The organism is Geodermatophilus sp. URMC 61 (genome assembly GCF_052931555.1).
Window position 1 is genome coordinate 3784092 of the sequence record NZ_JBRFHZ010000002.1, and the last position, 26229, is coordinate 3810320.

Sequence of the window (26229 nt, forward strand, 5' to 3'; positions counted from 1 at the left end):
TGGGCATCCTCCCGCATGCGTTCACCCACCCCGCGCTGATCACGCCGGTGGACCTCGACCGAGCCCTCGGCAGCGTTTGAGCAGCCACCGAGGACACGCGAGGCGTTGGCCCCGCCCGCCGTCGCGCAGCAGCAGCGGGTGGGCCGCCTCGCGCACCGGTGCTCCCGACCGATCTCCGGACGGCGGCGGGGTCACCGAGCAGATCAGTCGTCGTCCCAGTCGTGGTCCCAGTCGTGGTCCCAGTCGTCCCCGTGGTCGTGCCAGTGCTCGTACCAGCCGCCGTCACCGCCCCCACCGCCACCGCTGTCGGACAGCGCCACGCCGCCCAGGGCGCCGGCGAGAACGAAGAAGAGCGAGGCGGCGAGGAGCACGACCGCCAGACGCGCCCCCCTCAACCGGCCGGTGGCGGTGGTCAGGGAAGCCCGCACCTGCTCGACCGTGAGCGTCCCGAGTGACCGCCAGCCCGGCGCCGTGCGCTCGGGCGGCGCCGGCGGCAGGTCCTCGGTCAGCGGGTCGAGGTCGGTCAGGTGGACGGCGGCGAAGGCGTCGGCCATCCGCTCACTGCCCTCGTCCGGCGTGAGCAAGCCGCGGGCCACCGCGTCCTGCAGGAGTTCGACGGTGGCCAGCCGGTCGGCGTCCGACGCGCGCATCCGCGGTGCGGACGTGGCCGCGTTGTCCAGGTCGATCAGGGGTGGCATGGCTGCTCCTCCCGGAGTGCGACGCAGAGAGGGCCACAGCCTGCACCCGTGCCCAGGGGCCAGGCGGGTTCCGGTGCGCGCGGGTCCGCGACGGCACGAGGTCCCGCGCGACGGTTGCGCCGTGCAGAGGCCCCGTCTCGTTCCGTACTGGCAGGCGCCCAGCGGTGCTGGATCGGTTGCGAGGTGGGCGTCGGCGGCTCCTGCTCGGCCACCGTCTGCAGCAGGCTGGCCATCGACGGTTCGCGCAGGGACGACCGGCCCAGGCGCTCCGGCGCCTCGTCGGCACTGGCCGGTTGGGGGTTCTGGTCGCTCGCCACGGCGCGGCCTCCGGTCTGCCCTGCACCGGGGAGGTGACCTCGGCGGCGGATCCCCATCCGGGTTCCGCGTCGGCGCACGACGCCGCTGCTCGACGACGCGCCCTGACCCGCGTCCATCCCCACGCCTGTCGGGCCGGCTACCGGGGGCGCGGAGTCGGAGATGCCGGTTGCCGCGCAGGTCCCGAAAGGGACGGGGATCGCTGGATGAGCACCGGGATCGCGGGTACCAGGGGCACGTGGGTCCGCGCGGTAGCGCCGGCTGCGCTGCGAGCCGTCCTGCACGGGGCCATGCGTGCTGCCTGTACGACGACGTCGAGGAGTACCGCCGACGTCTGGTCGCCTTCTTCGCCGACGGGCTGCGCGCGGGCTGCCGCGTGGCGTACGCCGGCCCCGGCGGCGCGGAGCAGTCGCGGGCGGATCTCGCCGGCCTGCCCGACCTCGATCGGCGGCTGGACGACGGCTCGGTCCGGATCTCGTCGCTCCAGGACCTGTACGGGCACACCCTCCCCGTCGATCCCGATCGGGTGGTCGGCCTCTACGCGGCCGCGACCGAGCAGGCGCTGACCGACGGGTTCCGCGGGCTGCGGGTCGGCGCGGACGGCTCGGAGCTGGTCCGCAGACCCGCACACCTGGACGCGCTGACCCGGTACGAGTTCCTGGCCGACCGCTACATGGCCGGCCGACCCCTGTCGGCGCTGTGCGGCTACCGGCTCGACCTCGGGCACGACACCGTGAGGGAGCTGGCGTCGCTGCACCGCACCTGCTCGTCCGGAGGAACGGGTTTCACGGTCTCCGGATGCGCGGACGGCGCCGTCGGCCTCGGTGGACAGTTCGACCCGGGCAGCGTTCCGGTGCTCCGGCGGCTCCTCACCCGCATCCGTGCGGGGGTCGACGACGGGGTCCTCGTCGTCGACATGGCCGGCGTCGAGTACGTCGACCACCGACTGCTGCGGACGCTCAGCGCCCACGCCCGGGCTCACGGGGTGGCGCTGTCGCTGCGCTCGGCTCCACCGTTCACGGCCCGGCTGGTGGAACTGCTGGCGACGCGCGATCTGCACCTGGCCGAGGTGGGAGCGGAGCCATGAGGACGGGCGCGGCGCGCGGGTACGTGGGCAACTTCCACGAGGCCGGCTTCTACTCCTCCGATGCGGAGTTCCTGGCCCTGATCCACCCGTTCGTGACCGAGGGGGTGGCCGCCGGTGAGCCGGTCATCATCGGGTACGACGAGCGCAAGTGCGACCTGCTCCGGTCGGCACTGCCCCGCCCCGAGCGGATCGCCTTCCTCGGCGACACGAGCCTGTACGCCTCACCCGCACGTGCCATCGAGGCGTACCGGCAGCAGTTCGAGCGGCTCGTCGCAGCCGGTGCCGGACAGATCCGCATCGCCGGGGACGTCCCGCACGAGGGCAACGGCGGGCGGTTCGCCAGCTGGGACCGCTACGAGTCCGCCGTCAACGTCGTCTGGCAGCACCACCCGGTGTGGAGCCGGTGCCTGTACGACGCCACGACCGTGCCGGACGACGTGCGCGACGTCGTGGAACGCACTCACCGCCGGCTCGTTACCCCCGACGGCGGCGCCGTCACCAGCACGCGCTACCAGGACGTCCCCGAGTTCGAGGGCCTGCCGCCGGCCGCGGATCCGCTGGAGGCGACCGCCCCGAGCGTCTGCCTGGGCGACGCCTCGCTGAAGCAGACCCGGCGCCGCGTCGCCGAGGCCGTGCGGGGCCACCTCGACACCGCCGCGTTCGACGAGTTGGTGTTCGCGTTGTCCGAGGCGGTCATCAACGCGCAGTCGTACGGACGCCCGCCCGTCGGGGTCAGGGTGTGGACCGCGCCGCACCGGGTCGTCGTGCGGGTGCGCGACAGCGGCCCCGGCCCCCTCGATCCGCTGACCGGTCTCGTCCCCGTCCCCGAGAGCTCGGCGGGCGCCGGGCTCGGGTTGTGGCTGAGCCACCAGCTCACCGGCGTCGAGGCCAGCCTGATCACCGACGCCGGGGGCTTCACCGTGCGGCTGCGAGCCGGTGCGCCGCCCGCCGCTCCCGCGGACGCCGCCGCCTGCGCCCTCCGCGCCGGGACGCTGCACGGTGCACTGCCCACCCTGGGCACGGTCCACGCGATCGACGGGGACGGCTCGTCGCTGTGCGAGGCCGTCGACGCGGTGGACCTCCACCCCCTCGACGGCCTGTGCTGGCGCGACCTCCCGGCCGGCCAGCAGTGCCCCCACTGCCGGATGATCACCGACCTCGACGACGGCTCGGCCCGGCCGTAGACCAGCCCCTCGGGACCGCCTCGATCCGGGACCTCACGGTCCGTGAGGTTCCTCACGGCGTTTCACCCGCTCGGGGGATGGGTTCCTCCGGCACGCGCTACGTAGCGTCACATCCGCCGTCGTCGAGCCCACGCTCCCGGCACCAGGCCCCGGCCCGGTCGCCCCGTTCCCCCCGGGGTGACCGGGCCGGACCCACTCAACCGCAGACCCTCCGCACCAGCTCCCAGAGCACCCCCTGCTGCGCCTCGTCCACCGGGAGCGGCACCGGCACCGGCTCGGCCTCCCCCAGCGCGACCGACAGCGGGAACATGAACGGCTGCTTGGTCTCGGCCAGCACGTGCGGCTCGCACGACGCCGGAGTGAACGCCACCGGCGCGCTCGTCCGCTGCTCCCCCGGCCCCAGTTCCAGCGGCAGCCCCTCGACGGCGACGCCCAGGACGACGCTGCGCCGGGCGTCGAGCACCGTGACGGCGCGCTCGTCGTCCCCGACCCGCGTCAGGACGACGGTGCCGGTGACCGCGTCGCCCGCCGGGGCCAGGCCGGTCAGGCCGACGTCGGCGACGGCCCGCACCCCGGCGACCGCGCACTCCTCGCGGTGGACGACGTCCAGGTCGTCCCCGGCCAACGGCACCCGCAGCTCCTCCACGGCGCCATCGGGCCACACCACGGTCAGCCGCGCTGCCGGCGGACCGGCCGGAGCAGCACAGTCGGGCGCGCCGTAGGCGGTGCGCAGGGCGATCGTCCGGCCCGGCTCGAAGGCGGCGCTCAGCCCGGTCGGGGGCAGCGGCGCGAAGCCCAGCGCGTCGATCGCCAGCGCGGTGACCGTGAACGGCCGGTCGCCGGTGTCGGTGACGCGCACGTGCACCTGACCGGGGACGGGCACGTCGGTGCGCTGGCGCACCACCTCGGCCTCGATCCCGGGCACGGGCGGCAGGGCCGGCACCGCGGAGGCCGACGCCGGAGGAGCCGCCGCCTCGCCGACGCCGTCCGTCCCGGCGCAGCCCGCGCACAGCAGCGCGAGGGCCAGCACCGCCGTCCACCGCACGCCCCGCAGGGTAGGGACGGCGACGCCGTTCGGGACCCCTACCGGTCGCGGCCGGGCAGCCGGGCCATGACCCGGCCGGCCTGCATGCGGATCTCGAGCTTGTCCTGCGGGTTCGCCGCCGGGCCGCGCCGCGGCTGGCCGTCCTCGAGGTCGAACGCCGAGCCGTGCCAGGGGCACACCAGGCAGTCCGTACCGCGCACCTGCTCCACCGACCCCTCGTACAGCGGGCCCGACAGGTGCGAGCACGCCCCGACGAAGGCGTCCACGCGCGTCCCCCGGCGGATGACGGCCAGCGGGACGTCGACGCTGCCGCCCTTGCCCGCGCGCAGCGTCGGCCGGCCCTCGGGCAGGTCGTCGAGCGGGCCGAGGTCGATCCAGTCCGAGCTCAGCGCGCGGGCCGCCGTCGCGGCGTGCGAGGCGCCCGAGGACTGGGCGTAGGACATGTGCCCGCCGACGGCCGCCGACCCGGTCGCGATGCCCAGGCCCGCGTAGGACAGCACCCGGCCCAGCCCGCCGCGGCCCCTGGCGCGGGCGACCAGTGAACCGACGTAGAGGCCGAGCGCGACGGTGTTTCCCGCGGCGTGCAGCAGGCCCAGCCGCCGGACCCCGATGCCCTGCTCCGACCAGTCGGCCGCGCCCGACATCGCTGCGGGGACGGCGACGGCGACGCCGGTGCCGATGAGGACGGTGGCGGCCGGGCGCAGCGGGGGGATCGCGTCGAGCAGGCCGGCCGACGTCCAGCTGCCGACCGGGACCTGCACCAGGACCGGGTGCAACGGGTGCCCCAGCCACGTGCCGTGCAGCAGGTCCTTGAGGGCCTGCGGCTTGAGCGCGGCCTGCACGGCCCGCTGGGCCGGGCCGATCGCCTTGTCGAAGGTCGCCTTGTCTGCGACCCGGTCGAGGATCCCCATGAGGCTCATGGCGGCGTCCTACCCCCGCCGACCGGCGGCGATGCCACCACCGGTCTGTGGTGACGAGGAGCTACCCGTCGGTCACCGCCACGCCGCGGTGACCGTGAGTGGTGATCAACTCCACAGCGGAACTGTCCGCCTTCAGGGGAATAACGACTGGCGTACAGCCGATCCCCAGGTGGAACGTACAGAACGTAGTCGTGCCGATAGAGGAGACATCGTGACCTGCCCGTCGTTGTTGACCCGCCGCCCGGCGGTCGGCGACGCCGTGGACAGCGTCGTCGCCCGACTACGCGCCGAGGACACGTTCGGCCAGTTCGCCCGGTTCGTCCTCGTCGGCGCCTCCACCACGCTGGTGTACACGCTGCTGTTCGCCGCCCTGGAGCGGCTGGGCTACCTTCCGGCGCACGTCGCGGCCACCGCGGTCTCCACCCTGCTGGCCAACGAGATGCACCGGCGACTGACCTTCCACGCCGGTGAGCGGGTGCACTGGCTCACCGCCCAGGTCGAGGCCAGCGGCGTCACGGTCATCGGCCTGCTGCTCACCAGCACCTCGCTCGGCGTCCTGAACTCACTGGTCCCCGACGCCGGCGTCGGCACCCAGGTCGCGCTCGTCGTCGCGGTGACCGGGCTGGTCGGGCTGATGCGCTTCATCGCCCTGCGCTGGCTGTTCCGCCCGCGGGCGACCAGGACCGCCTGAGGGGGTCACCCCGTCGCGTGACGTGCGTGTGAACCCGGCGTCGCCCCGGCCGACCGGGGCGGCGCCGGCCCCGGCCGCGGCTACGTTGGCGATCGTGACCGAGCCGACCACCGCCCGGCGGGCGGGCCTGCGCGCGGTCGCCCGCGCGGTGGGCCGGTGGGCGGTCCGGCTGGCCGTCGTCCTGGCCGGCGCGTGGCTCGGCATCCTGCTGCTCGGTCGGGTGTCCGCCCCCATCGGCCCCTTCGACGCGACGGTGGCCTTCCGCCCGTTCGGCGGAGGCGCCGCGCTGGACATCCCACCGCTCGGCGCCCTGCAGGTCGACGCGTACGACGGGCCGCTGCGGCTGGAGATCCAGCTCAGCCGGGTCGACGAGATCCGCGCGACGCAGCTGGCCACCGACCCCGCGCAGCTCGACGGCGTCGTCGACCGGGTGAGCGCCGACCTGCGGGACGCCGTCGAGCGGGTGGCGTGGCTGACCGCGCTGGCCGCCGTCGGCGGCGGGACCGCGGCGTCCCTGCTCGTGCTGCGCCGCCGCCGGGAACCGCTGATCGCACTGGGACTGTCCACGGCACTCGTCGCCGCGACCGGCGGCATCGCCGCGGCGACCTGGCGCCCGGACGCGCTGTCCCAGCCGACCTACACCGGCCTGCTGGTCAACGCGAACAGCCTGATCGGCAGCGCCCAGGACATCGTGGCGAGGTTCGACGCCTACCGGGCCTCCCTCGAGGACCTCGTGTCCAACGTCAGCTCGCTGTACTCGACGCTGTCCTCGCTGGCCCCGCCCGGCGGTGCCACCGACAACGTCGCGCTGCTGCACGTCTCCGACCTCCACCTCAACCCGGCCGGCTTCGACCTGGTGCAGCAGGTGGTCACGCAGTTCGGCGTGGACGGCGTCCTCGACACCGGGGACATCACCGACTGGGGGACCCAGCCGGAGAACGGCCTGATCAGCTCCATCGGGACCCTCGACGTCCCCTACGTCTTCGTCCGCGGGAACCACGACTCCACGGTCACCGCCCAGCTGGTCGCCGCTCAGCCGAACGCGACCGTGCTCGACGACTCGGCCGTCACGGTCGCCGGGATCGAGGTCGTCGGGACGCCGGACCCCCGCTTCACCCCCGACCCGGGCGGCGACGACGGCGCGGAGACGCTGGAGCAGACCGGCGAGGACCTCGCTGAGCTCATCGCGACGCTGCCGGAGCCGCCGTCGGTCGCGATGGTGCACGACCCCCAGCAGGCGCCGGCGCTGGACGGCGTCGTCCCGCTGGTGCTGGCCGGGCACACCCACGAGCGGGAGGTCACCCGGCTCGACGGGGGCACCCTGCTCATGGTCGAGGGCTCGACCGGCGGGGCGGGGCTGCGCGCCCTGCAGGGCGAGTTCCCCGAGCCGCTGACCTGCACGGTGCTCTACCTCGACCCGCAGACCGGCGCGCTGACCGCCTACGACGAGATCACCCTCGGCGGGCTGGGGCAGACGGAGGTGACCATCCAGCGGCAGGTGGTCCCCGCGGTGACTCCCACCGTCGGGGACGGCGCCGACGGGGACGGCACCCCGCCGGCGCCGACCGCCCCGGCACCGACACCCGCCTCCCCGACGGGGTGACCCGGCGGACCTACCCTCGGCTCATGTCCTCGACGACGTCACGTGCCGCCCGGCTGGCTGCCGGGGTCCTCGCCGGTGGCCTCACGCTGCTGCCGCTGACCGCCTGCTCGTTCAGCTCGGACAACCTCTCCTGCAGCGGCAGCGAGTGCTCGGTGACGCTGTCCGGCAACGGGGCGGAGGTCGAGGTGCTCGGGACGTCGCTGGCCTTCGGCGGCGTCCAGGACGGCCGGGCCACCCTCAGCGTGGGCGACGCCAGCGTGTCGTGCGCGCAGGGCGAGACCGTGAGCGCGGGCCCACTGACGCTGACCTGCTCCACCGTCGAGGCCGACTCGGTGGAGCTGACCGCCTCCCTGGGCTGAGCAGTCGGCCCGGGCCCGAACGGCCCCTTACGAGGTCCCGCTGCGGCCCCGTCCAGAGGCTCGCCGCGAGCTCGCGAGCGGGTGAGGACGGCGCCCTCTCTCAGCCGAGGTCGGCGACCTCGACGACCACGCGGGTGGGGTCCTCGAGGGCGTACACCCGGAACGGCGCCTCGCCCGTCGTCCCGACGAAGGCCACCGAGGTCCCCTCGAAGGTCGCGTCCCAGGCGACCTCGGTGACCGTCTGCGTGCCGTCGCCCGGCAGCGGGTCCGGGCCGGCCCACTCCTCGACGCCGGTGTCGAACGGGTAACCCGCGCCGGTGATCGTCACCTGCAGGACGGCCTCGCCCGCGACCTCGACCGGCTCGCCCGTGCCCTGCGAGTAGGCCCGGTCGACGTAGCGGACGTCCCAGCCCGGTGTGCCGGTGCCGCCCATCTCGAGGACGACCCGGTCGTACCCGTCCTGCCGGCCGGTGCGGATGTCGGACACCGTGAGCAGGGCGTCGGCCGACGCCTCGCGCGTGGCCGGCTGCGTGTCGCCCTCGAACGGCGGCACGTCGGCGCCCGTCTCCTCCGGAGCCGTGCCGGGCGCCGCGGAGGTCGGTGCCGAGGACGCGCTGCTCGAGGAGGACGCCTCCCCCGTGCTGGCGGACGGCGAGGTGGCGCGGTCCCCGCTGCCGCAGGCGGCCAGCAGCGCGGCGGCGAGGAGGAGGGGCGGGCAGACGGCGGCGCGTCGGATCACCCGCTGAGGGTGACAGCCGGGAGCCGCTGCGCCCGCGACCGCGTCCGCCGTGTCGCACCCCGGCAGCCTCGGACCGCTGCCCAGGCGTTGATCACGGGGCTGCTGCAGGCGACACGCGGCGACACGCCGCCCGAGGTGGCGACAGACCCGTGATCATCGCCGCGTGGCGGGCGTAGAGCGGCCGTCGGCGGGTCACCCGGCAGGGCGTGGCGAGGGACACGGGACCCCCGCCTCGGAGGAGCCCCGCCGAGCATGTAGAGTTCTCGCTGCCCCCGGCGAACACGAGCCCCCATCGTCTAGCGGTCCAGGACGCCGCCCTTTCAAGGCGGTAGCACGGGTTCGAACCCCGTTGGGGGCACGGCAGTACCAGCAAGGCCCTGTAGCGCAGTTGGTTAGCGCGCCGCCCTGTCACGGCGGAGGTCGCGGGTTCGAGTCCCGTCAGGGTCGCTCTCCGGTGGAGACACCGGGAGGGGCAGGTAGCTCAGTCGGTACGAGCGCTCGCCTGAAAAGCGAGAGGTCGGCGGTTCGACCCCGCCCCTGCCCACACCATCCTCCTGCAGCCCCGCCACTCGAGCCGGGCAGACTGCCGCGGTGCCCCCGCTCCCCACCACGTTGAGCACGCCCAGCACGACCGTGGGCCTGCGCCGCGCGACGGCGGACGACGTCCCGGCTCTCGTGGCCCTGCTGACCGACGACCCGCTCGGTCGCGACCGCGAGTCCGCCGACCTCGCGCCCTACCGCCGGGCGTTCGCCGCCGTCGACGCCGACCCCGCCCAGCTGCTGCTCGCCGTGACGCACGGCGCGGACGTCGTCGGCACCGCCCAGCTCACCGAGATCCCCGGCCTCTCCCGCGGCGGCACGACGCGACTGCAGGTCGAGGCGGTGCGGGTGCGGGCCGACCTGCGCGGGCAGGGCGTCGGCGCGGCGCTGCTCACCTGGGCCGTCGCGGAGGCCCGCCGGCGCGGCTGCGGGCTGGTCCAGCTCACCACCGACACCCGCCGCCCGGAGGCGCACCGCTTCTACGAGCGGCTCGGGTTCACCGCCTCGCACGTCGGGTTCAAGTTGCAGCTCTGACCGGCCTCAGCCGGTGCGGTCGGCGACCACCCGGGCGTACACCTGCGCGTGCACGGCCCGGACGGCGGCCCGCTGCTCGGCCCGCCACTCCCGGTCGGCCGGCCGCGGCGCCGGCCGGGTGAGCGCCGCGGCGACGGCGGCGTCCAGGGACACCGGGTCCACGCCGCGCTCCTCGTCGTTGTCGTAGGGCACGACGTCGGACCACTGGTCGGCGAACCACCCGCAGCCGGGCGCCACCACCCGCGTGCCGACGTCGCGGCAGACCTCCAGCTCCCGCGAGTGGGTGCCGCAGGACTGGGGCAGGACGACGGCGTGCAGCTCCTGCAGCTGCGCGGCCCACGCGTCGACCTCCCGCGGCAGGACCTCCAGGCTGTCCCCGGCGGCGAAGACGGGTGGCGGCTCCACACCGTCGTCGAGGAACAGCCGCAACCGCCCACCGCCGTTGACGGCGCCGGACAGCGCGGCCCGGACCAGCATCGCCGGGTCGGGCAGGGCGGAGCACGACGCCGTGAGCGGCAGGCCGACCAGACCGCGCTCGGCGCCCAGCCCGGGCACCGGCTCGGCGATCGAGGGGTGGGCCACGACGATCGCCGTCCGGCCGAACCGCGCGGCGATCTCGTCGGCCGCCCCCGGCGTCAGCGTGAGCACCACCTCGGCCGTCGCCAGCAGCGCCGCCAGGTGGGCGTCGTGCCGGCGCCGGGCCGGCTGCTCGGGGTCCCGCAGCTCGTGCACGGTCAGCACCAGCGGGACGCCGGTGCGCCGGACCGTCTCCGCCCAGCTGACCACCTCGTCCTCGGGCAGGTGCCCGTAGCCGCCGTGCAGGTGCACCACGTCGACGCCGTCGGCGTGGGCGGCGAGGTACGCCGGGTCCAGCCACGGGCTGGGCCCCTGCTCCGGGCCCACCCGGACGACCCCCGCCGGCAGGACGGCGTCGACGTAGGGGTCGGCGTACGGGACGGTCACCACCCGGACCCCGGCGGCTGCCAGGGGGTCGGCGTCGTTCACGCGGTGGTTCTCCTCCTGCGGCCGCGCACTGCGACGGGCAGGGGCGCAGACTGTGACCGAGACGGGCTGGTACCGGTCGCAGTACCCGCCGGTACCCCGTCGAACCGAGTGGTGACCCGGAGTACCCCGAACGGGGGTCAGGCGAAGTCGGCCGGTGTGAACTCCCGGCGCTCGACGAGCACCAGCCAGTTGCCCGACACGTCACGCATCACGGCCTCGACGCCGTAGGGCCGCTCCGCCGGCTCCTGCAGGAAGGTGACGCCCTTGGCCGACAACTCCTCGTACGTCCTCCGGCAGTCGTCGACCGCCAGGCCCAGCCCGCCCATGGAGCCCTTCTCCAGCTGACCGCGGACGAACGCGGCGGCGTCCTCGTCCAGCGGCGGGCCGGGGGTCATCAGGGTGACCTCGAGCTCGGGCTGGCTGGGGTGGGCGATGGTGACCCAGCGGAAGCCCTCGCCCATGGTGATGTCGGTGCGGGCCTCGAAGCCGAGGACGTCGACGTAGAACTCCTTGGCCCGGTCCTGGTCGAGGCAGTAGACGGTGACCAGCGAGATGTTGGTGATCATGGCCTCGACCCTACGGACGGCCACCGGTGTCGGGCTTCTCCGCGGTTGCTCGACCCGGGCCGGTCGTCCCGCCGAGGTCCACCACGCCGCGCACGAAGAGGAAGCAGCCGGGCACGTGCGCGGCCCCGCGGGCGGCCCAGCGGTCCCGGTAGGCGACCGGCGACTCCCCGGTCAGCGCCCGGAAGCGGGTGGAGAAGGAGCCGAGGCTGGCGTAGCCCACGGCCGTGCACACCTCGGTCACGGTCAGGTTGGCCGAGCGGAGCAGGTCCTGGGCCCGCTCGATCCGCCTCCGGGTGAGGTAGCGGATCGGCGTCTCCCCGAAGGCGGCCTCGAAGGAGCGGACGAAGTGGTACTTCGAGACCCCGGCCACCCGTGCCAGTCGGTCGAGGTCCAGGTCGTCGGCGAAGTGCCGGTCGACGTGGTCGCGGGCCCGGCGCAGGTGCACCGTCAGGTCCGGCGAGCTCCTGCGGGCCGCCGTCGCCGTCACGCGCCCCGGCCCTCCCGTGCGGCCCCGTAGGCGGGCGCACGGAACCGGGCCATCGGCCCGTCCGGGACCAGGCCCGGCGGCGGGTTGCGGACGGCGTCGAAGCGCAGGTCGGGGTCGACCTCGGGCACCGGGGCGAGCAGCCGCAGCCGGGCGAACGGCTGCCACTCCCCCGCACCCCGCGCCGCGACGAGCGTGAAGGCCAGCCGGCCGCTGCGCGCTGCTGCGGCGACCGGCCCGGGTTCCGCGGTCACCGGCGCGGCCCCGGGCTCGGGCAGCGCCGCCAGGAACACCGGCCCGGCCGGGGTCCGGTAACCCATGATCGAGCAGTGGACCGCCGCGGCGTCCCGCCGGGGCACCGGCACCCAACGGGTGAGCCGGCCCCGTCCGGTCGTCGACAGGAGCAGGTCCACCGGGCCGTCCGGGCCCGGCAGCCGGACGGCGAGGCCCAGCAGGTCGGGCAGTGGCGTGGGCAGCCCCGCGCCACGGGAGAGCCGGACGAGCACCGCCTCCTGCCCGCTGCCGGCCAGCCAGGGCACGCCCCATCCGGCCGGTCCGCCGGTGCGCTCCAGCACGGCGTCGAGCACCGCGCCACGGGGGTGCATCGGCTTGCCGCGCCGCCAGCGGGCGAGCGCCCCCAGCGGGACGGCGACGGCGCGGCCGGCGATCCGGAGCAGGTCGGTCACGGGCGTCCTCCTGTCGTCGGGTGGGACTCCCTTACCCGGCGTGCGGGGCAGCAGCCCCGTACCCGGGCCGCGTGTCCGCGTCCCGGTGGTGGTCCGCCCGGGACGGGTGTGCCAGGTGTGACCGGCTCGGCAGATCCTGTCCGAGGTCGCGGCGGACTCCGGTGGAGATCCGCCACGTGACACCGCACCGTCGTCTGCCTACGTTCAGTACATGCTCACGACGTTCCTGGTGATCGCTGGTGTCCTCCTCGGACTCGTCGGCCTGCTCGCCCTGATCGTGAGCCTGAGCGCCCGTCCGGCCACCCGCCCCTCCGGCGGGTGGGTCGCCGACACCGGCCGCCGGCACCCCGACGCCTGGTCCGCGCCGGCGAACCCCGCGACCTCGGAGCTCCCCACCGCCCGCTGAGCTCCCTCCACCCACCCTGATCCGGCGTCCCGGCGGCTGCGAATCAGCGCGTCGCCGGGACGCTCCGTCCTCCCGCGCTCGTCCGGGTGTTCCGGACCGTCGCCGTGCGCAATGATCCCGGCACGGCGTCGCGCTCCTCCGCACGCCGGGGTACGAGCGGGGCGAGGCGACATGGCATCGTCGAGCAGGTCAGGCTCCTCCCAGCGACGGCTGCGCGCGCTCGGCAGCCTGCTGCTGGTCCTCCCCCTGGCGGGCGCGCTGTTCGCCGCGCTGCTGGTCCCCTGGGTGGTCGGGCCCGGGTTGGCCGCCAGCACCTCGGCGACGCTGCTCTCCCCGCTCCCGGTCGCGCTGACCGACGCCACGCCGCCGGGCAACACCGTCGTCCTGGCCGCCGACGGGTCGGTGATCACCTACTTCTACCGGAACAACCGGACGCCGGTCGGCGCAGACCAGATCGCCGACGTCATGGAGCAGGCGCTGGTCGACATCGAGGACGAGCGCTTCTACGAGCACCACGGCCTGGACGTGCAGGGCACGCTGCGGGCGCTGGCCCGCAACGTGAGCTCCGGCGACGTCGAGGAGGGCGGCTCGACGATCACCCAGCAGCTGGTCAAGCAGACGCTGCTGCAGACCGCCGTCACCCCGGAGGACCGCCAGGCGGCCACCGAGCAGACGCTGGGCCGCAAGCTGCGCGAGGCCCGGCTGGCCCTGGCGCTGGAGGAGACCTATCCCAAGGAGGAGATCCTCACCCGGTACCTGAACACCGTGTACTTCGGGGAGGGCGCGTACGGCGTGCAGGCCGCGGCCCAGGCCTACTTCAGCGTCGACGCCGCCGACCTCACCCTCCCGCAGGCGGCGATGCTGGCCGGCCTGGTGCAGACGCCCACCTCCGACAGCCCGTTGGTCGACCCCGAGAAGGCACGGCAGCGGCGCAACGTGGTGCTCGAGCGGATGCACACCCAGGGCCACATCAGCGACGCCCAGCTGGCCGAGGTCTCGGCACAGCCGGTGGAGACCGACCCGGCGCCGGCGCCGCCCAACGGCTGCGCCGGCGGAGGCGTCCTCGGCGGCTTCTTCTGCGACTTCCTGCAGGACCACCTCACCGGCACCCTGGGGATGACCCAGGAGCAGCTCGAGGACGGCGGGCTGACGATCCGCACCACCATGCGGGCCGACCTGCAGCGGTCCGCCGACGCCGCCGTGCTGGCCACCCAGCCGATGGGCGACCCGGTGGCGGCCATGTTCACGGCGGTCGAGCCCGGCACCGGCGCGGTGCTGGCGATGAGCGCGAACCGGGTCTTCGGCTTCGACGCCGACGACCCGGCGCAGTCCTCGGTCAACCTCAACGTGACCGCCAGCAAGGGCTCCGGCTCCACGTACAAGGTCTTCGTGGCCACCGCGGCCCTGGAGCGCGGCTTCCCGCCCTCGCACACGATCACCACGAGCGACCCCTACACCTCGCGGGTGTACCGCAACGGGCTCGCCCCCTACACGGTCAGCAACGTCGAGGAGGGGTCGTTCCCGCCGACGCTGACCATGTACGAGGCACTGGTCCGCTCCTCCAACACCTACTTCGTGGCCCTGGAGGACGACCTGGGCAGCGTGGAGGGGCCGGTGCGGGTGGCGCAGCGGCTCGGCCTGACCTCGCTCGACCCGGTCGCCGACCAGGTGATCGCCCAGAACCGCGGCTCGTTCACCCTCGGCCCGGAGGCGACCAGCCCGCTCGCGCTGGCCAGCGCGTACTCCACGCTCGCCGCCAACGGCACCCGCTGCACCCCCGTCCCGGTCGTGGAGGTGCTCGACCGCTACGGCCGGCCACTCACGCGCGAGGACGGCAGCCCCCTGGGCACCGGCGCCTCCTGCACGCCCGAGGTGGTGTCGCCGCAGATCGCCACGACGGTGACCCAGATGATGGTCGGTGGCTCGTCCCTGCCGTACGGCACCGGCCGGCGGGCCGCGATCCCCGGCCACCAGATCGCCACCAAGACCGGCACCGCCCAGGACCGCGCGTCGGTGTCGTTCGTCGGCTCCACGCCGCGGTACACCGCCAGCGTCATGCTGTTCAACCCGACGGCGAACGTGGACGTCGGCGGGTTCGGCGGCAGCCGCGGCGGCCAGATCTGGCACGACGCGTTCCTGCCGGTCCTGTCGGGCGAGGCGCCGGTCTTCTTCCCGCCGCCGGGCATCCCGCTCCCGGCGCTGCCGCCCGGGTGAGGGTCAGCCCTCGGTCATCAGCTCCGCGGCTCGCTCGCCGATCGCCACCGCCGTCGCCGCCGGCCCGCGCGAGGTCACCGTGGGCATGACCGAGGTGTCGACGACCCGCAGCCCCTGTACCCCGCGGACCCGCAGGTGCTGGTCGACCACGGCGCCGGGATCGGAGTCCGGGCCCATCCGCGCCGTCCCGGCGAGGTGGACGGCGGTGGCCAGCGAGCGCCGGATCCAGCGGTCCAGCTCGCGGTCGGAGGCCAGGACGTCGTCGGGCGGCCCGGTCCGCTCGGCGACCAGCGGGGCCATCGCCGCCGTCCGCAGCAGCTCGGCCGCCAGCCGCACGCCCTGCCGCATCCGCCGCCGGTCGGAGTCGGTGGAGAGGTAGCGGTACTCCAGCCGCGGCTGCGCGCGCGGGTCGGTGCTGGTCAGGGTCAGCCGGCCACGGCTGTCCTCCCGTTGCAGCGCGACGCCGAGGAACAGGTCGTCGCGGCGCCGGGCGGTGTCCAGCAGCCGGTGCAGCGAGGTCCCGCGCAGCGCCCGCAGCGTGGCGCCCGGCCGGCGCAGCACCCGGGCGACGCCCGCCGACGTGCGGGGCACCACGACCCGGCTGAAGGGCTTGAGCCAGGGCAGCACCTCGAGGTCCCCGGGCACCGCCGCGCCGTCGGAGGTGGCGTTGAGGACGCCGTGCAGCGGATGCAGGTCGCGGGGCATCGGCAGCCGCCGGGCCGGGCGCCAGGGGACGTAGACGTCGGGGTGGTCGGTGTAGTCGGCGCCCACGCCGGGGACGTCGGCCACGACCTCGACGCCCAGCGCCCGCAGGTCGTCGGCCGGCCCGATGCCGGAGAGCAGCAGCAGCTGCGGCGACCCGACGGCGCCGGCCGCCAGCACCACCTCGCCGGCCCGGACCACGCCCTCCGCCGTCTCGACACCCACCGCGCGGCCGCGCTCGACGACCACCCGGCGCACGGGCACGCCGCCGCGCACGGTCAGCCCCGGGTGCCCGCGGCGCGGCGCGAGGTAGGCCATGGCGGTGTTGACCCGCACGCCGTCGGCCACGTTGAGCGGGACGGGTCCCCAGCCGGGCGGCCCGTCGGCGTTCTTGTCCGGCTCGTCGGGGACACCGAGTTCGGCGGCCGCCGCCCCGAGCGCGTCGGCGAGCGGGTGCCCGGCCGAGGCCCGCCGCACCGGCACCGGCCCGTCGGCGCCGTGACCGGGCCGGTCGCCGTACTCGCGGTCGGCCTCCAGCCGCACGAACGACGGCAGGACGGCGTCGTAGGACCACAGGTCGTTGCCCGCGGCGGCCCACCCGTCGAGGTCGGCGCGGGTGCCGCGGACGAAGTAGCCGCCGTTGAGCGCGCTGGACCCGCCGACCACCCGGCCCCGCGGGACGGGGAAGGTCACCTCCTCGGTGAGCACCCCGGTGAGGTCCCAGTTGGCCGGGTGCCCGGGGACGGCGGCGGCCATCCGCGCGGCGTCCCGCAGGTCGGCCGGGAACTCCACGTGGTCCGCGCCGGCCTCCAGCACCAGCACCCGCCGTCCGGCGTCCGCGAGCCGCGCCGCGAGGGGGGCGCCGGACGTGCCGGCCCCCACCACGACGACGTCCCACAGCACGGCTTCCCCCCCACCCGTCACAGCCCGAGCGCCTCCGGGAGGTCCAGCCGGCGCACCTTGCCCGTCGAGGTGCGCGGCAGCTCGCCCACCGGGTGCAGGCTCTTGGGCCGCTTGGCGGGGGCCAGCCGCGCGCGGGCCCAGCCGGCCAGCTCGACCGGGTCGGCGTCGCCCACGTAGGCGGCGACCACCCGCTGCCCCCACTCCGGGTCGGGCACGCCCACGACCGCGCTCTCCACCACGCCGGGGTGCGCGTCGAGCACCGCCTCGACCTCGGCCGGGTAGACGTTCACGCCGCCGGAGATGACCAGGTCCTCGCGGCGGCCGTCGAGCCAGACCGTGCCGTCGTCGTCCACCCGGCCCAGATCGCCGACCGTGACCCGGTCCCCGCGCCAGGCCGCCGCGGTCGTCTCCGGCGCCCGCCAGTACTCGAAGCGCGCCCACCGCGGCACGGCGCACCACAGCTGGCCGCGCTCGTCGGCCTCCAGCCGCCGTCCCGGGCGAGCCCGGCCGACGCTGCCCGGGTGCGCCAGCCAGTCCTCCGGCGAGCAGACGGTGAACTGCGCCTCGGTGGAGCCGTAGAACTCCCACACGCTCCCCTCGGGCGCTGCCTCGAGGACCGCCCGCTTCAGCGGCTCGGGGCAGGGCGCGCCGGCGTGCACCAGCCGGCGGAAGGACGCCCAGTCGATCGGGTGGGCGGTGGAGCGGTGGTGACCCAGCAGCCGCTGCAGGTGGGTCGGGACGCAGAAGGTCGTCGTCGGCCGCAACGTGCTGATCACCTCGGCCGCGCGGGGAGCGTCGAACGGGCCGGGCAGCAGCACCTCACCGCCGACCAGCAGCGTGTGGACGGCGAAGCGCAGCGGCGCGGAGTGGTGCAGCGGGGAGAGCAGCAGATACCGGTCGTGCGGGCCGAAGCCCCAGAGGTCGATCTCCTCGGCGGCCAGCGCTCGGGCGTCGTCCTCGGCCAGCACCCCGGACCACACGCCCTCGCGGCGGCCGGTGGTCCCGGAGGTGTAGTGCATGGGCCGGGCGAGGGGGACGTCGGCGAGCTCGGCCTCGACGTCCCCCGCCAGCAGCTGCTCGGGTTCGGCGCCGACGTCCAGCCCGGTGTCGGCGTCCTCGGCCAGCGCGGTCCGCTCGGCCGCGGGCAGCGGGGGATCGAGCACCACGGGGACGACGCCCGAGCGCAGCGCGCCGAGCACGACGGCGAGCAGCGCCGGCGAGGCCCCCGCGGACACGAGCAGCCGGTCCCCCGGACCCAGTCCGGCCGCCCGCAGCGCCGCCGCGGCGCGCCGCTGGTCGCGCTCGCTGTCCGCGGCCCGGACGACCGCGACGTCGGTCACGGTGCCCATGGGCCGCTCCCGCCCGGCGGAGGCGGCCTGGTCACGGAACCGCTCACGGCAGTGCGACCCGGTCGCCGTCGAGCACCACGTGGCCCTCCGCGGCCAGCTTGGCCAGCGTCGCGCGGGTCGACTGGGCTGCCGCAGGCCACACCTCCCGCGGCACCTCGGCGTAGACGTCGGCCACCAGCTCGTCGACCGTCCCGGCCCCGCGCACCATCGCCGCGAGCAGCTGCTGCTCCCGGAACCGCCGGTGGGCCAGGTAGAAGTCGAGGACCGCGCCGGGGTCCTCGGTCAGCTCCGGGCCGTGCCCGCAGTACAGCGCGCTCGGGCCGAGGTCGTGCACCCGGCGCAGCGAGGCCAGGTAGGCCAGCACGTCGCCCTCCGGGTGGGTCACCACCGAGGTCCCGCGGCCCAGCACGTGGTCGCCCACGAGGACCGCGCCGGACTCCAGCCGGAAGGCCACGTGGTCGGCGGTGTGCCCGGGCGTGGGGACGACGCCGAGCGTCGTCCCGGCCAGCGCCAGCCGCTCCCCCGGCTCCAGCACCCGGCCGTCGGGCCCGGCGACGCGGGCGTCGGCGGCCGCCACCCGAGCGCCGAACCGCGCTCCCCACGGCAGCGCCGCCTCCGCGTGGTCGCCGTGGTGGTGGGTGACCAGGACGGCGACACAACGGGCGTCCCGCGCGGCCAGCGCGGCCTCGACCGCGGCCAGGTGCGCCGGGTCGTCGGGCCCCGGGTCGACCAGCACGGCCTGCCCCCTGCCCGGGGCACCGACCAGGTAGGTGTTGGTGCCGTCCAGCGTCATCGGAGAGGGGTTGGGCGCGAGCACCCGGGTGACCAGCGGCTCGAGGTCCGCCGTCCGCGGCATCGCCCCCGGGGCGGGGAGGTCCCAGGAGGTTCGGGGGTCGACCGGGGTTCTCACGTCGGGCACGGTAGCCGGGCGCCGCCGGCGGATACCGTCGGGCGCATGCGCTCCCCCGCACCGCTGCTCCGCTCGGCCCTCGCCGGTGGCGCCGCCGTCGTCCTGCTCACCGCGTGTGGCGGGTCCGGGGACGCCGAGCCGGCCGCCGCGTCGAGCACCGCGGCCCCGGCGACCTCGTCGTCCGCCCCCGCCGGCGGGACGGCGGCACCCGACCCGGCCGCCGAGGAGTTCTGCGGACAGATGACCAGCGCCTTCGCCGAGGTGCAGGGCAGCCTCGGGGCGGCCACCCCGGAGGAGGTCGCGGGCCGGCTGCCGGAGGCCGTCGACCGGCTGTCGCAGGTCCAGGCCCCCGCCGAGATCGCCGGCGACTGGACCGCCCTGCTCGACGGGTTGCGCCGGCTCTCCGACACCGCCGGCACGCTGGACCTGGGCACCCCCGAGGGGCAGCAGGCCTACGCCGACGCGTCGACCCAGATCGGCCAGGAGCTCGGCCCGGCGGAGACGGCGCTCACCGACTACGTCGTCGCCCACTGCGGCCTGACCCCGCCGTCGCCCCCGAGCTGAGGCATAGGAGGCAATACCTTCGTCTCGAGCGCTCGATGCGTAGGTATTGCCTCCTATGCCGCGGGCTGACGCCCCACTAGCAGCCGCTGATGGACACGCCGCGACCGCGCAGCCATGGCACCGGGTCGACCTGACCGCCGTACATGGCACCGGAGGGGTGCGCCTCGAAGTGCAGGTGCGGGCCGGTGGACTGGCCGCGGTTGCCCACCTCCGCGATCAGCTCGCCGGCGACGACCCGCTCGCCGGCGCGGACGAAGTACTCGTTGACGTGGCCGTACACGGTGACCGCGCCGTCGTTGCCGCGGATGTAGACGGCGTAGCCGAAGCCGGTGGCCGTCCCGGCCCGCGCGACGACGCCGGAGTGGGCCGCGTAGATCGGCGTCCCGATGGGCGCGGCGATGTCCACGCCGCCGTGCAGGGCGCCCCAGCGCCAGCCGTAGCAGCTGGTGGTGCGGCCGGAGGTCGGCTTGACGTAGGGGCCGGAACCGCCCGAGCTGCCTGTGGTGGTGGTCCCGGACCCGGAGTCCTGGTCGCGGGCGGCATCGCGGGCCGCGGCGGCCGCGGCCGCGGCCTCCTCCTCGGCACGGCGGGCGGCCGCGGCGGCGGCGGCCTCCTCGGCGGCCTTCTGCTCCTGCCAGGCCTGGAAGGCGTCGCGGGCGCCCTGCAGGCGCAGCAGCTCGACCTCGGCGGCCTGCAGTTGCTGCTCGTAGGCGGCCTTCTGCGCGGAGATCTCGTCGTAGGCGGCGCGCTGGGCGGCCAGCTGCTGGTCGGCGGTGGCCTTCGCGGCGGCCGCGGCGGCCTCGGCCTGGGCCGTCCGGTCGCGGGCGGCGCGGGCCGCGGAGTCGGCGTTGGCCTGTTGCACGCGGGCGACCTCGAGCTGGCCGAGGACGTCGAGGTGGTTGGCGGAGACGTAGTCGAGCATCGCGGCCCGCTCGATCAGGTCGGCGGGTCCCTCGGCGTCCAGCAGGGCCGCGGCGGAGGAGAGGGTGTTGCCGCTCATGTAGCTGTCACGGGAGAACCCGGCGATGCGGCCCATGGCGGCATCGACGGCCTCGGCGGCGACCTGCAGCTCCGCTGCCGTGCGCTCGGCCTCGGCCTGCGCCTGCAGGAGCGCCTCCTCGGCAGCGAGGTAGGCGGCACCGGCGGCCTCCGCCTGGACGGCGTACCCCTCGAGCTGGGACTGGGCCTGGGCGACCAGCGCGCCGATCCGGCCGACCTCGGCGGCGGCCGCGTCCTGCGCCGACTGCGCCTGCCCGATCTGCTCGTCGGTGGGGTTGGGCGGCGGCGGCGTGGGGGCGGCGCCGGCGGGGGTGGCCCCGGTCAGCACGACCGTGCCGGCCACCACGCCGACCAGCAGGCTGCGCACGATCCCGGCGGGCGAGCGGTGCGCCGGGGCCGCGGCGGTCCCGGACGTGCGCCGGCGAGGACGGCTCTGCGGCATGTCGCTCCCTGGGGAAGTGGGGTGCGTCGGGGGGCGGCCGCAGCGTGACAGCGTCACGCCGGTCCCGGAAGTCACCACGCGGCACGGCCGTCACACCGGGCCCACGGGACACCCGCCCCACTCCTGTCACATCTGTTCTCGTCACCCGGACGGGTGAGCTTGAGGGCTGGGCGCGACCTTTCTGGTCCCCGCGGCCGCTCGAGCCGGGGGGCGTGACCTCCTCGAGCTCGGCACCGCCGGCCGTCGGCCGGGTCGCCCCCGCCGTGCTGACCTCGTCGTTCAGTGATCCGCCGAGGTCGTGACCGGGGCCGAGGAGGGGCGAGCGGTTCCACCCGAGTGGGCGGGGTGCGGGTCGGAGGTGACGAAGGCCACACCCGCGCCGCGGCCGCGGTCGCCCGTGCCGGGCACCCGGTCGGGCGAGCCGCGCCGTCCTAGGCTCGCTGCCGTGGACGTACTTGGCTCCGGTCACGAACAGGTCGTCTTCTGCTCCGACCCGGCCTCCGGGCTGCGGGCGGTGATCGCTATCCACTCGACCGCGCTCGGGCCGGCGCTCGGCGGGACCCGCTTCTACCCGTACGCCAGCGAGGACGCCGCCGTCGCCGACGCCCTCGCGCTGTCGCGGGCGATGTCGTACAAGAACAGCCTGGCCGGCCTGGACCTCGGCGGCGGCAAGGCCGTCATCATCGGCGACCCGCACACCGACAAGACCGAGGCGCTGCTGCGCGCCTACGGCCGGTTCGTCGAGTCCCTGGGCGGGCGCTACCTCACCGCGTGCGACGTCGGCACCTACAACGCCGACCTCGACGTCGTCGCCCGGGAGACCCGTTTCGCGCACGGCCGGTCGGTGGCCTACGGCGGCTGCGGGGACTCCTCGGTGCTGACCGCCTACGGCGTGTTCCAGGGGATGCGGGCGGCCGCCCAGCACCGCTGGGGCAAACCGTCACTGGCCGGGCGCACCGTCGGGGTGGCCGGCGTCGGCAAGGTCGGCAGCTGGCTGGTCGACCGGCTGGTGGAGGACGGCGCCGACGTCGTCGTCACCGACGTCGACGCGGGGGCGGTCGAGCGGGTGCTGGCCCGCCACCCCGCCGTCGACGCCGTGGCCGACACCGCGACCCTGGTGCGGACGCCGACCGACGTCTACGCCCCCTGCGCGCTCGGCCGCGCCCTGGACGACGAGACCGTCGCGGTGCTCGAGGCCGAGATCGTCTGCGGTGGGGCCAACAACCAGCTGGCGCACGAGGGGATCGCCGCCGAGCTCATGCGCCGCGGGATCCTCTACGCCCCGGACTACCTGGTGAACGCCGGCGGCGTGATCCAGGTCGAGGACGAGCGGCACGGTTTGCCAGGGAGACTGCCACTGATCCCCGGGGCCCACGCCGGGTTCTCGTTCGACCGGGCCAAGGCCAAGGCCGAAACAATCTTCGACACCACCCTGCGCGTGCTCCGGGCCGCCGAGGAGGCTCAGGTGTCCCCCGCCGTGATGGCCGACCGGATGGCCGAGGAACGCATGGCGAGCGTCGGCCGCCTGGCGACCCTGCGGCTCCGGCGCGGCTGGTGAAGCGGCTCCACCGGCTGCCCGAGTCGATGATCCTGTTGCCCGCGCGGGGCGAAAGCGGCCCCCGACGAGAGCGGCCCGTCCGGTGCATGACCACCGGACAGGGCTCTGGTGCCGGTCGAGGCCCCGACCATGAGCGCTGGCCACCTGTCCCGACCGCGGGCCAGGTGGTCGCGTGCTACCCGTGCCCGTGCGATGCCGACCCGGCCGCCGGCACGTCGGGCACCGTCGGCAGCGGCAACGTCCCCCGTGCATCCCCGCCCGAGAACGGCCGCACCTCATCGGTCACGTCCCCGCACACCCGACTCGCGTTCAGACACCCCTCCACCAACGTCGTCATCTCCCCCGGGTCCCACGCCAGGATCGCGTCCGCGTGCAGCCCGTACGGCGACAGCCCGCCCTCGAACCCCATCCCCTCGTACGTCGACCCCTCCGCGTACGAGGACTCCAGAGACAGCTGCGGAATCGCCACCGGATGCGACGCCGGGCACTCACCGCCCCGCGGATACGCCATGTGCGCCACCCTCTCCAGCCACAGGTTCACCCCGTCCCAGCACTGCGGGAACTCGACGTCCGACCGCAGGAACTCCCCCGGCCCACAGTCCACCGCGGTGTCGTGGACGGAGTCCACCACCCCATCCGACGTCCCCAAGCACAGGTAGTCGATGTCCAGCGGTTGCCGCGACGTCGCCATCGGATCCCCCGCCAGCAGACGCAGACCGAACGGCGCCGGCTCGATCAGCTGCGGGTCCACCTCACCCGCCCGGTAGTAAGCGCGGAACGACACCGGCACCACCGGCTGACCGGCCTCATCCACCAACGTCGGCTGCCAGTACGCCGACCGGTCCGCCGAGTCCTTGCACCCCGAGCCCTCGGCGAACAACTGGCCGGCCGTCGACGACGCGTGCACCGCCGGGTTCCCCCCGAACGTGTGCAGATGAGGCCACGACCCGCCCGGATCCAGGATCGGGTCGATGTGCGCCGTGCCCACCTGGTCGCACTCCACGATCCAGTGCACGTCCACCGGCACGGCCCGCACCGCGGCCCCATCCGGGGCAGGAGTCATCGCCGCCGCCCCCACGAACACCGCCGCCACCGACGCAGTCACACGACCCCACATCACCGCCGCCCTCGTCACCGAGCCCCGCGCGCGTTCTGCGGGGAACAACCCCCACTCCCGCTGCTGCCCGGTCCTCCGCACCGCCCCAGCGAGAACACGCCCCCGCACCTCCGCTCCCCGACCCAGCGCAGGACCCCGCCGGACGGCGGGACGTGCAACCGAGGGTGCCACCGGCAACCCGCCGTTGGCGGTGTGCCGACCCCGAACTCGCTGGACGGCCGATCTCGATGTGTGGGAGAGGAACCGTCGGACGGGGCCGGGGAAGGGGCGCTGACAGGGAAGGAGGCGGATGGCTGAGGGCGTTCCCGACAACAGGGGGGACGGGCGACGCACCGGATGACGACGCCGGGGTCACCGGGGCCGGCACCACGGGGGAGGGTGACCACGACCCGCACCTCCCGGTTCCGTGCCCCCGTGATCCGTGACGACCACATGGGACTGACGGCTGCGCTCGCCTCTCCTGACGTGACCGGGCCCTCGTGACGTGGATGTGCGAGGCGAACCCGAGGTGTCCGCGTACGACCGACAGGTGTCCACCTGCGCCGGCCGAACTGGACCCGCACGGCTTGTCTGGGGTACTGCCCCTGAGTGGCAAGCCCGGCCTCAGCTTCGAGCGCGCCAAGGAGAAGACGGAGCGCATCTTCGACACCACCCTGCGGGTGCTTCAGGTACCCGAGGAGCAAGGCGTCTCCCCTGCGGTGGCCGCCGACCGGATGGCCGAGGAGCGGATGGCCGACGTCGGCCGGCTCCGGGTCATCCGACTGTCGCGTGACTGGTGAGCGGGCGCCTCGGCACAGACATCCCGCGGGCGCTCACGCCGCTCCACTCGCGGTCGCCTTCGACCGGAGAACAGCGTGGTGACGCTGACCCTCAGGGCCACGTCACAGGACTCTGACCCACTGGGGACAGTTGACCCAAGCGCCATCGAGGTCAGGCCGGACGGCAGCGATCTCCAGTCCCGGACTCGGCGGTCACCGGCGTGACTGTGGGGGCCGGTCGAGGGCGGTGAGTGCGGTGTCAGGACGCTGCCCGCTCCGGCGGTGGTCTCGGGGATCTGCGGAGATGGCGCCGGTGGTGGCGATCTCGTCGGCGATGTCCCTGAGCTTGCGGTTGGTGCCCGTGGAGATGCTGGCGAGGACGGCGAAGGCCTGCTCGGGCGTGAGCTTGTACCGCTCCATGAGGATGCCCTTGGCCTGACCGATCCGGTCGCGGCTGCGCAGCGCCGCCTCCAGGTGCTCTTCGCGTTCGGCGGCAGCCAACGCAACCGCGGCGTGAACGGCGAAGATCCGCGCGATGGCCTCGGAGTCGGCGTCGAAGGCGTGCGGTGTGCTGGCGTAGAGATTCAGCGCGCCGAGCGTCGAATCCGCGGTGTGGTGAAGCCGCACGGTGAGCATGCTGCCCACTCCACGCTCGCTGGCGACGGCGGCGAAGCGGGGCCAGCGGTCCTCAGTGGCCACGTCCGGGGCGTGCACCGTCTCGTGCTCGCGGATCGCCGAGTAGCACGGGCCCTCGCCGAGCTGGTCCTGCAGCGTGTCCAGGGCCCTGGGTCGCTCCCCGGTGGGCGCTCGGGCCTGGATCTGGGAGCGGTCGCCCACGAAGCTGATGCCGGCGTCCTCGGCGGCGGGCACGGCGTCCACGGCGGCGACGGTGATCGCCTCCAGCGTCGTCTGCACCGGCGGATGCCGCTCGGTGCGCAGCTGGGCGGCGACATCGCACATGACCTGGGCGATATGGACCATGGGACACCTCCGAGGCCCCCGCTTCCACTGGCGATGAGCCGACGGTGACACGCGACCCTCCGGATCGCAATAGGTCTTGCGGCACTGGCTGTTGCGGCAATGGTCTTTGCTGCAACGGGGCTTGCGCGCGAGGTAACCTGGCACCGAGCACCTGGCACCGAGCACCGAGCACCGAGCACCGAGCACCAAGCACCAAGCACCAAGCACCGAGCACCGGCCGCGAGCACCGAGCAGCGGCGTCGCCTCGCATCGATAGGAGACACAGTGCGGCGGCCAGACTCCTCGGAGGATCCGGCGATGACGGCGCTGGAGGAGGTGTGCGCCACCGCGCGCCAGATGATCACCAATGGCGAGCAGATCCTCGAGCGCGCGGCCTTCATCCGGGATCAGCGAGCAGTCGGCGCCTCCTACCGGGAGATCGTGCCGGCCGAGCCGCGCCCGTTGATCGTGGAGTTGATCAGCGACACCCTGTCCCAGCTCGCCGACGCCGGGAGCCGCTGGCGGCGCGCCGAGGCCCGTGCCCTGCACAATGAGGGTCTGACCATGGACGTGATCGCCCGGCTGTTCGGCGTCACCCGCCAGCGCGTCTCCTCCCTGCTCAAAGGCCCCCTCGACCGCTGATCCGGCACGGCGAGCGAAGCCCGCCTTCGACGCTGCCGGCACAGGTCGAGGGAATCCCGGCGAACGCCAACATGCTGACCCGAGGCCCGTCCGGGTCCCCCTTCGGCGTCCGGGCGGCGGTGGAGTGGTGTGAACCGGGGTGCCTGGGACTACTGTGCGAGGTAGGTCACCGGGGCAGGCGCCGTTCCCTCCGGCGGCCGAGGTTCCGCCGGTTAAACAGCGGCCAGTGGGGCCGTCTCGCCCGCGAAC

26 protein-coding genes and 3 tRNA genes are annotated in these 26229 nt (G+C 75.1%); 15 read left to right on the forward strand and 14 right to left on the reverse strand.

Translation table 11 applies throughout. The features are described from left to right. Positions 1-203 precede the first annotated feature (203 nt). A complete protein-coding gene (locus tag ACU610_RS17665; RefSeq protein ID WP_446769000.1) occupies positions 204-698 on the reverse strand; it encodes a DUF1707 SHOCT-like domain-containing protein in 495 nt (164 codons plus the stop codon). A gap of 553 nt (positions 699-1251) precedes the next feature. Between ACU610_RS17665 and ACU610_RS17670 the strand changes: the two genes are divergently transcribed. Both ACU610_RS17670 and ACU610_RS17675 read left to right on the forward strand, forming a co-directional pair. After that, positions 1252-2100: an MEDS domain-containing protein gene (locus tag ACU610_RS17670; protein ID WP_446769001.1), complete on the forward strand. Its 849-nt coding sequence runs from the start codon at positions 1252-1254 to the stop codon at positions 2098-2100. Continuing rightward, entirely contained in the window at positions 2097-3284 is a 1188-nt protein-coding gene (locus ACU610_RS17675) for an anti-sigma factor RsbA family regulatory protein (RefSeq protein ID WP_446769002.1), read from the forward strand. The genes ACU610_RS17670 and ACU610_RS17675 overlap by 4 nt, the downstream gene beginning before the upstream one ends. A gap of 196 nt (positions 3285-3480) precedes the next feature. Here the strand turns inward: ACU610_RS17675 and ACU610_RS17680 are convergent, their stop codons facing one another. Further along, the gene (locus ACU610_RS17680) at positions 3481-4329 is read right to left on the reverse strand and encodes a hypothetical protein (RefSeq protein WP_446769003.1); all 849 of its coding nucleotides are present in this window, start codon (positions 4327-4329) and stop codon (positions 3481-3483) included. Positions 4330-4367: 38 nt separating this feature from the next. Further along, positions 4368-5249: a Rieske 2Fe-2S domain-containing protein gene (locus tag ACU610_RS17685; RefSeq protein ID WP_446769004.1), complete on the reverse strand. Its 882-nt coding sequence runs from the start codon at positions 5247-5249 to the stop codon at positions 4368-4370. 211 nt (positions 5250-5460) lie between these two features. Between ACU610_RS17685 and ACU610_RS17690 the strand changes: the two genes are divergently transcribed. The 3 genes from ACU610_RS17690 to ACU610_RS17700 all read left to right on the forward strand — a co-directional run bounded on the left by ACU610_RS17690 (position 5461) and on the right by ACU610_RS17700 (position 7902). After that, positions 5461-5940: a GtrA family protein gene (locus ACU610_RS17690; protein WP_446769005.1), complete on the forward strand. Its 480-nt coding sequence runs from the start codon at positions 5461-5463 to the stop codon at positions 5938-5940. A gap of 94 nt (positions 5941-6034) precedes the next feature. After that, on the forward strand, positions 6035-7543 hold the full coding sequence (locus ACU610_RS17695; protein ID WP_446769006.1) for a metallophosphoesterase family protein: 1509 nt from the start codon (positions 6035-6037) through the stop codon (positions 7541-7543). Positions 7544-7566: 23 nt separating this feature from the next. After that, complete coding sequence (locus tag ACU610_RS17700; protein ID WP_446769007.1) at positions 7567-7902, forward strand: hypothetical protein; 336 nt, start codon at positions 7567-7569, stop codon at positions 7900-7902. A 100-nt stretch (positions 7903-8002) separates the two neighbouring features. Here the strand turns inward: ACU610_RS17700 and ACU610_RS17705 are convergent, their stop codons facing one another. Continuing rightward, entirely contained in the window at positions 8003-8641 is a 639-nt protein-coding gene (locus ACU610_RS17705; protein ID WP_446769008.1) for an AMIN-like domain-containing (lipo)protein, read from the reverse strand. Positions 8642-8926: 285 nt separating this feature from the next. Here ACU610_RS17705 and ACU610_RS17710 point away from each other — a divergent pair. From ACU610_RS17710 to ACU610_RS17725, 4 genes are all read left to right on the forward strand, one after another. Next, a tRNA-Glu gene (locus ACU610_RS17710) sits at positions 8927-8999 on the forward strand. Between the two features lie 15 nt (positions 9000-9014). Beyond that, positions 9015-9088, forward strand: a tRNA-Asp gene (locus tag ACU610_RS17715). 23 nt (positions 9089-9111) lie between these two features. Further along, positions 9112-9185 (forward strand) — tRNA-Phe (locus ACU610_RS17720). A 47-nt stretch (positions 9186-9232) separates the two neighbouring features. Further along, positions 9233-9715 (forward strand): GNAT family N-acetyltransferase, encoded by a 483-nt coding sequence (locus tag ACU610_RS17725; RefSeq protein WP_446769009.1) that lies wholly within the window; start codon positions 9233-9235, stop codon positions 9713-9715. A 6-nt stretch (positions 9716-9721) separates the two neighbouring features. Here the strand turns inward: ACU610_RS17725 and ACU610_RS17730 are convergent, their stop codons facing one another. The 4 genes from ACU610_RS17730 to ACU610_RS17745 all read right to left on the reverse strand — a co-directional run bounded on the left by ACU610_RS17730 (position 9722) and on the right by ACU610_RS17745 (position 12456). After that, a complete protein-coding gene (locus ACU610_RS17730) occupies positions 9722-10720 on the reverse strand; it encodes a glycosyltransferase (RefSeq protein ID WP_446769010.1) in 999 nt (332 codons plus the stop codon). A gap of 137 nt (positions 10721-10857) precedes the next feature. Beyond that, a complete protein-coding gene (locus ACU610_RS17735) occupies positions 10858-11286 on the reverse strand; it encodes a VOC family protein (RefSeq protein ID WP_091224258.1) in 429 nt (142 codons plus the stop codon). A 10-nt stretch (positions 11287-11296) separates the two neighbouring features. Further along, on the reverse strand, positions 11297-11773 hold the full coding sequence (locus ACU610_RS17740; protein WP_446769011.1) for a helix-turn-helix domain-containing protein: 477 nt from the start codon (positions 11771-11773) through the stop codon (positions 11297-11299). Beyond that, positions 11770-12456 carry a phosphodiesterase gene (locus ACU610_RS17745; protein ID WP_446769012.1) on the reverse strand — a complete coding sequence of 229 codons (687 nt, stop codon included), beginning with the start codon at positions 12454-12456 and terminating at the stop codon, positions 11770-11772. The genes ACU610_RS17740 and ACU610_RS17745 overlap by 4 nt, the downstream gene beginning before the upstream one ends. Positions 12457-12667: 211 nt before the next feature. On the opposite strand from ACU610_RS17745, the gene ACU610_RS17750 reads away from it, so the two are divergent. Further along, entirely contained in the window at positions 12668-12862 is a 195-nt protein-coding gene (locus ACU610_RS17750) for a hypothetical protein (protein WP_446769013.1), read from the forward strand. Between the two features lie 171 nt (positions 12863-13033). Next, positions 13034-15076, forward strand: a complete 2043-nt coding sequence (locus tag ACU610_RS17755; RefSeq protein ID WP_446769014.1) for a transglycosylase domain-containing protein — start codon at positions 13034-13036, stop codon at positions 15074-15076. A 3-nt stretch (positions 15077-15079) separates the two neighbouring features. Here ACU610_RS17755 and mftG read toward each other — a convergent pair whose 3' ends face one another. The 3 genes from mftG to ACU610_RS17770 are packed head-to-tail and all read right to left on the reverse strand — an operon-like array spanning position 15080 to position 18940. Further along, entirely contained in the window at positions 15080-16681 is a 1602-nt protein-coding gene (gene mftG / locus ACU610_RS17760; protein WP_446769015.1) for a mycofactocin dehydrogenase MftG, read from the reverse strand. Positions 16682-16698: 17 nt separating this feature from the next. After that, positions 16699-18030 (reverse strand): class I adenylate-forming enzyme family protein, encoded by a 1332-nt coding sequence (locus ACU610_RS17765; protein ID WP_446769016.1) that lies wholly within the window; start codon positions 18028-18030, stop codon positions 16699-16701. A gap of 43 nt (positions 18031-18073) precedes the next feature. Then, positions 18074-18940 carry an MBL fold metallo-hydrolase gene (locus ACU610_RS17770; RefSeq protein WP_446769017.1) on the reverse strand — a complete coding sequence of 289 codons (867 nt, stop codon included), beginning with the start codon at positions 18938-18940 and terminating at the stop codon, positions 18074-18076. Positions 18941-18985: 45 nt separating this feature from the next. Here ACU610_RS17770 and ACU610_RS17775 point away from each other — a divergent pair, with 45 nt between their 5' ends. Continuing rightward, entirely contained in the window at positions 18986-19504 is a 519-nt protein-coding gene (locus tag ACU610_RS17775; RefSeq protein ID WP_446769018.1) for a hypothetical protein, read from the forward strand. Positions 19505-19580: 76 nt separating this feature from the next. Here the strand turns inward: ACU610_RS17775 and ACU610_RS17780 are convergent, their stop codons facing one another. Further along, positions 19581-20945 (reverse strand): M23 family metallopeptidase, encoded by a 1365-nt coding sequence (locus ACU610_RS17780; RefSeq protein ID WP_446769019.1) that lies wholly within the window; start codon positions 20943-20945, stop codon positions 19581-19583. 445 nt (positions 20946-21390) lie between these two features. Between ACU610_RS17780 and ACU610_RS17785 the strand changes: the two genes are divergently transcribed. Further along, positions 21391-22503 carry a Leu/Phe/Val dehydrogenase gene (locus ACU610_RS17785; RefSeq protein WP_446769020.1) on the forward strand — a complete coding sequence of 371 codons (1113 nt, stop codon included), beginning with the start codon at positions 21391-21393 and terminating at the stop codon, positions 22501-22503. Between the two features lie 175 nt (positions 22504-22678). On the opposite strand, the gene ACU610_RS17790 is transcribed toward ACU610_RS17785, so the two are convergent. After that, on the reverse strand, positions 22679-23608 hold the full coding sequence (locus tag ACU610_RS17790) for a DUF1996 domain-containing protein (RefSeq protein ID WP_446769021.1): 930 nt from the start codon (positions 23606-23608) through the stop codon (positions 22679-22681). Between the two features lie 578 nt (positions 23609-24186). Here ACU610_RS17790 and ACU610_RS17795 point away from each other — a divergent pair. Then, the gene (locus ACU610_RS17795) at positions 24187-24399 is read left to right on the forward strand and encodes a hypothetical protein (RefSeq protein WP_446769022.1); all 213 of its coding nucleotides are present in this window, start codon (positions 24187-24189) and stop codon (positions 24397-24399) included. A 192-nt stretch (positions 24400-24591) separates the two neighbouring features. Here ACU610_RS17795 and ACU610_RS17800 read toward each other — a convergent pair whose 3' ends face one another. Then, the gene (locus tag ACU610_RS17800; protein ID WP_446769023.1) at positions 24592-25359 is read right to left on the reverse strand and encodes a GAF and ANTAR domain-containing protein; all 768 of its coding nucleotides are present in this window, start codon (positions 25357-25359) and stop codon (positions 24592-24594) included. Between the two features lie 297 nt (positions 25360-25656). Here ACU610_RS17800 and ACU610_RS17805 point away from each other — a divergent pair, with 297 nt between their 5' ends. Beyond that, the gene (locus tag ACU610_RS17805) at positions 25657-25980 is read left to right on the forward strand and encodes a hypothetical protein (RefSeq protein WP_446769024.1); all 324 of its coding nucleotides are present in this window, start codon (positions 25657-25659) and stop codon (positions 25978-25980) included. Positions 25981-26229: the final 249 nt, after the last annotated feature.

What these genes read in the sequence shown, in the direction of transcription:
- ACU610_RS17665 (WP_446769000.1), bottom strand. Translation starts at nt 698, where the DNA reads ATGCCACCCCTGATCGACCTGGACAACGCGGCCACGTCCGCACCGCGG.
- ACU610_RS17675 (WP_446769002.1), top strand. Translation starts at nt 2,097, where the DNA reads ATGAGGACGGGCGCGGCGCGCGGGTACGTGGGCAACTTCCACGAGGCC.
- ACU610_RS17685 (WP_446769004.1), bottom strand. Translation starts at nt 5,249, where the DNA reads ATGAGCCTCATGGGGATCCTCGACCGGGTCGCAGACAAGGCGACCTTC.
- ACU610_RS17700 (WP_446769007.1), top strand. Translation starts at nt 7,567, where the DNA reads ATGTCCTCGACGACGTCACGTGCCGCCCGGCTGGCTGCCGGGGTCCTC.
- ACU610_RS17735 (WP_091224258.1), bottom strand. Translation starts at nt 11,286, where the DNA reads ATGATCACCAACATCTCGCTGGTCACCGTCTACTGCCTCGACCAGGAC.
- ACU610_RS17750 (WP_446769013.1), top strand. Translation starts at nt 12,668, where the DNA reads ATGCTCACGACGTTCCTGGTGATCGCTGGTGTCCTCCTCGGACTCGTC.
- ACU610_RS17755 (WP_446769014.1), top strand. Translation starts at nt 13,034, where the DNA reads ATGGCATCGTCGAGCAGGTCAGGCTCCTCCCAGCGACGGCTGCGCGCG.
- ACU610_RS17765 (WP_446769016.1), bottom strand. Translation starts at nt 18,030, where the DNA reads ATGGGCACCGTGACCGACGTCGCGGTCGTCCGGGCCGCGGACAGCGAG.
- ACU610_RS17775 (WP_446769018.1), top strand. Translation starts at nt 18,986, where the DNA reads ATGCGCTCCCCCGCACCGCTGCTCCGCTCGGCCCTCGCCGGTGGCGCC.
- ACU610_RS17780 (WP_446769019.1), bottom strand. Translation starts at nt 20,945, where the DNA reads ATGCCGCAGAGCCGTCCTCGCCGGCGCACGTCCGGGACCGCCGCGGCC.
- ACU610_RS17800 (WP_446769023.1), bottom strand. Translation starts at nt 25,359, where the DNA reads ATGGTCCATATCGCCCAGGTCATGTGCGATGTCGCCGCCCAGCTGCGC.
- ACU610_RS17805 (WP_446769024.1), top strand. Translation starts at nt 25,657, where the DNA reads ATGACGGCGCTGGAGGAGGTGTGCGCCACCGCGCGCCAGATGATCACC.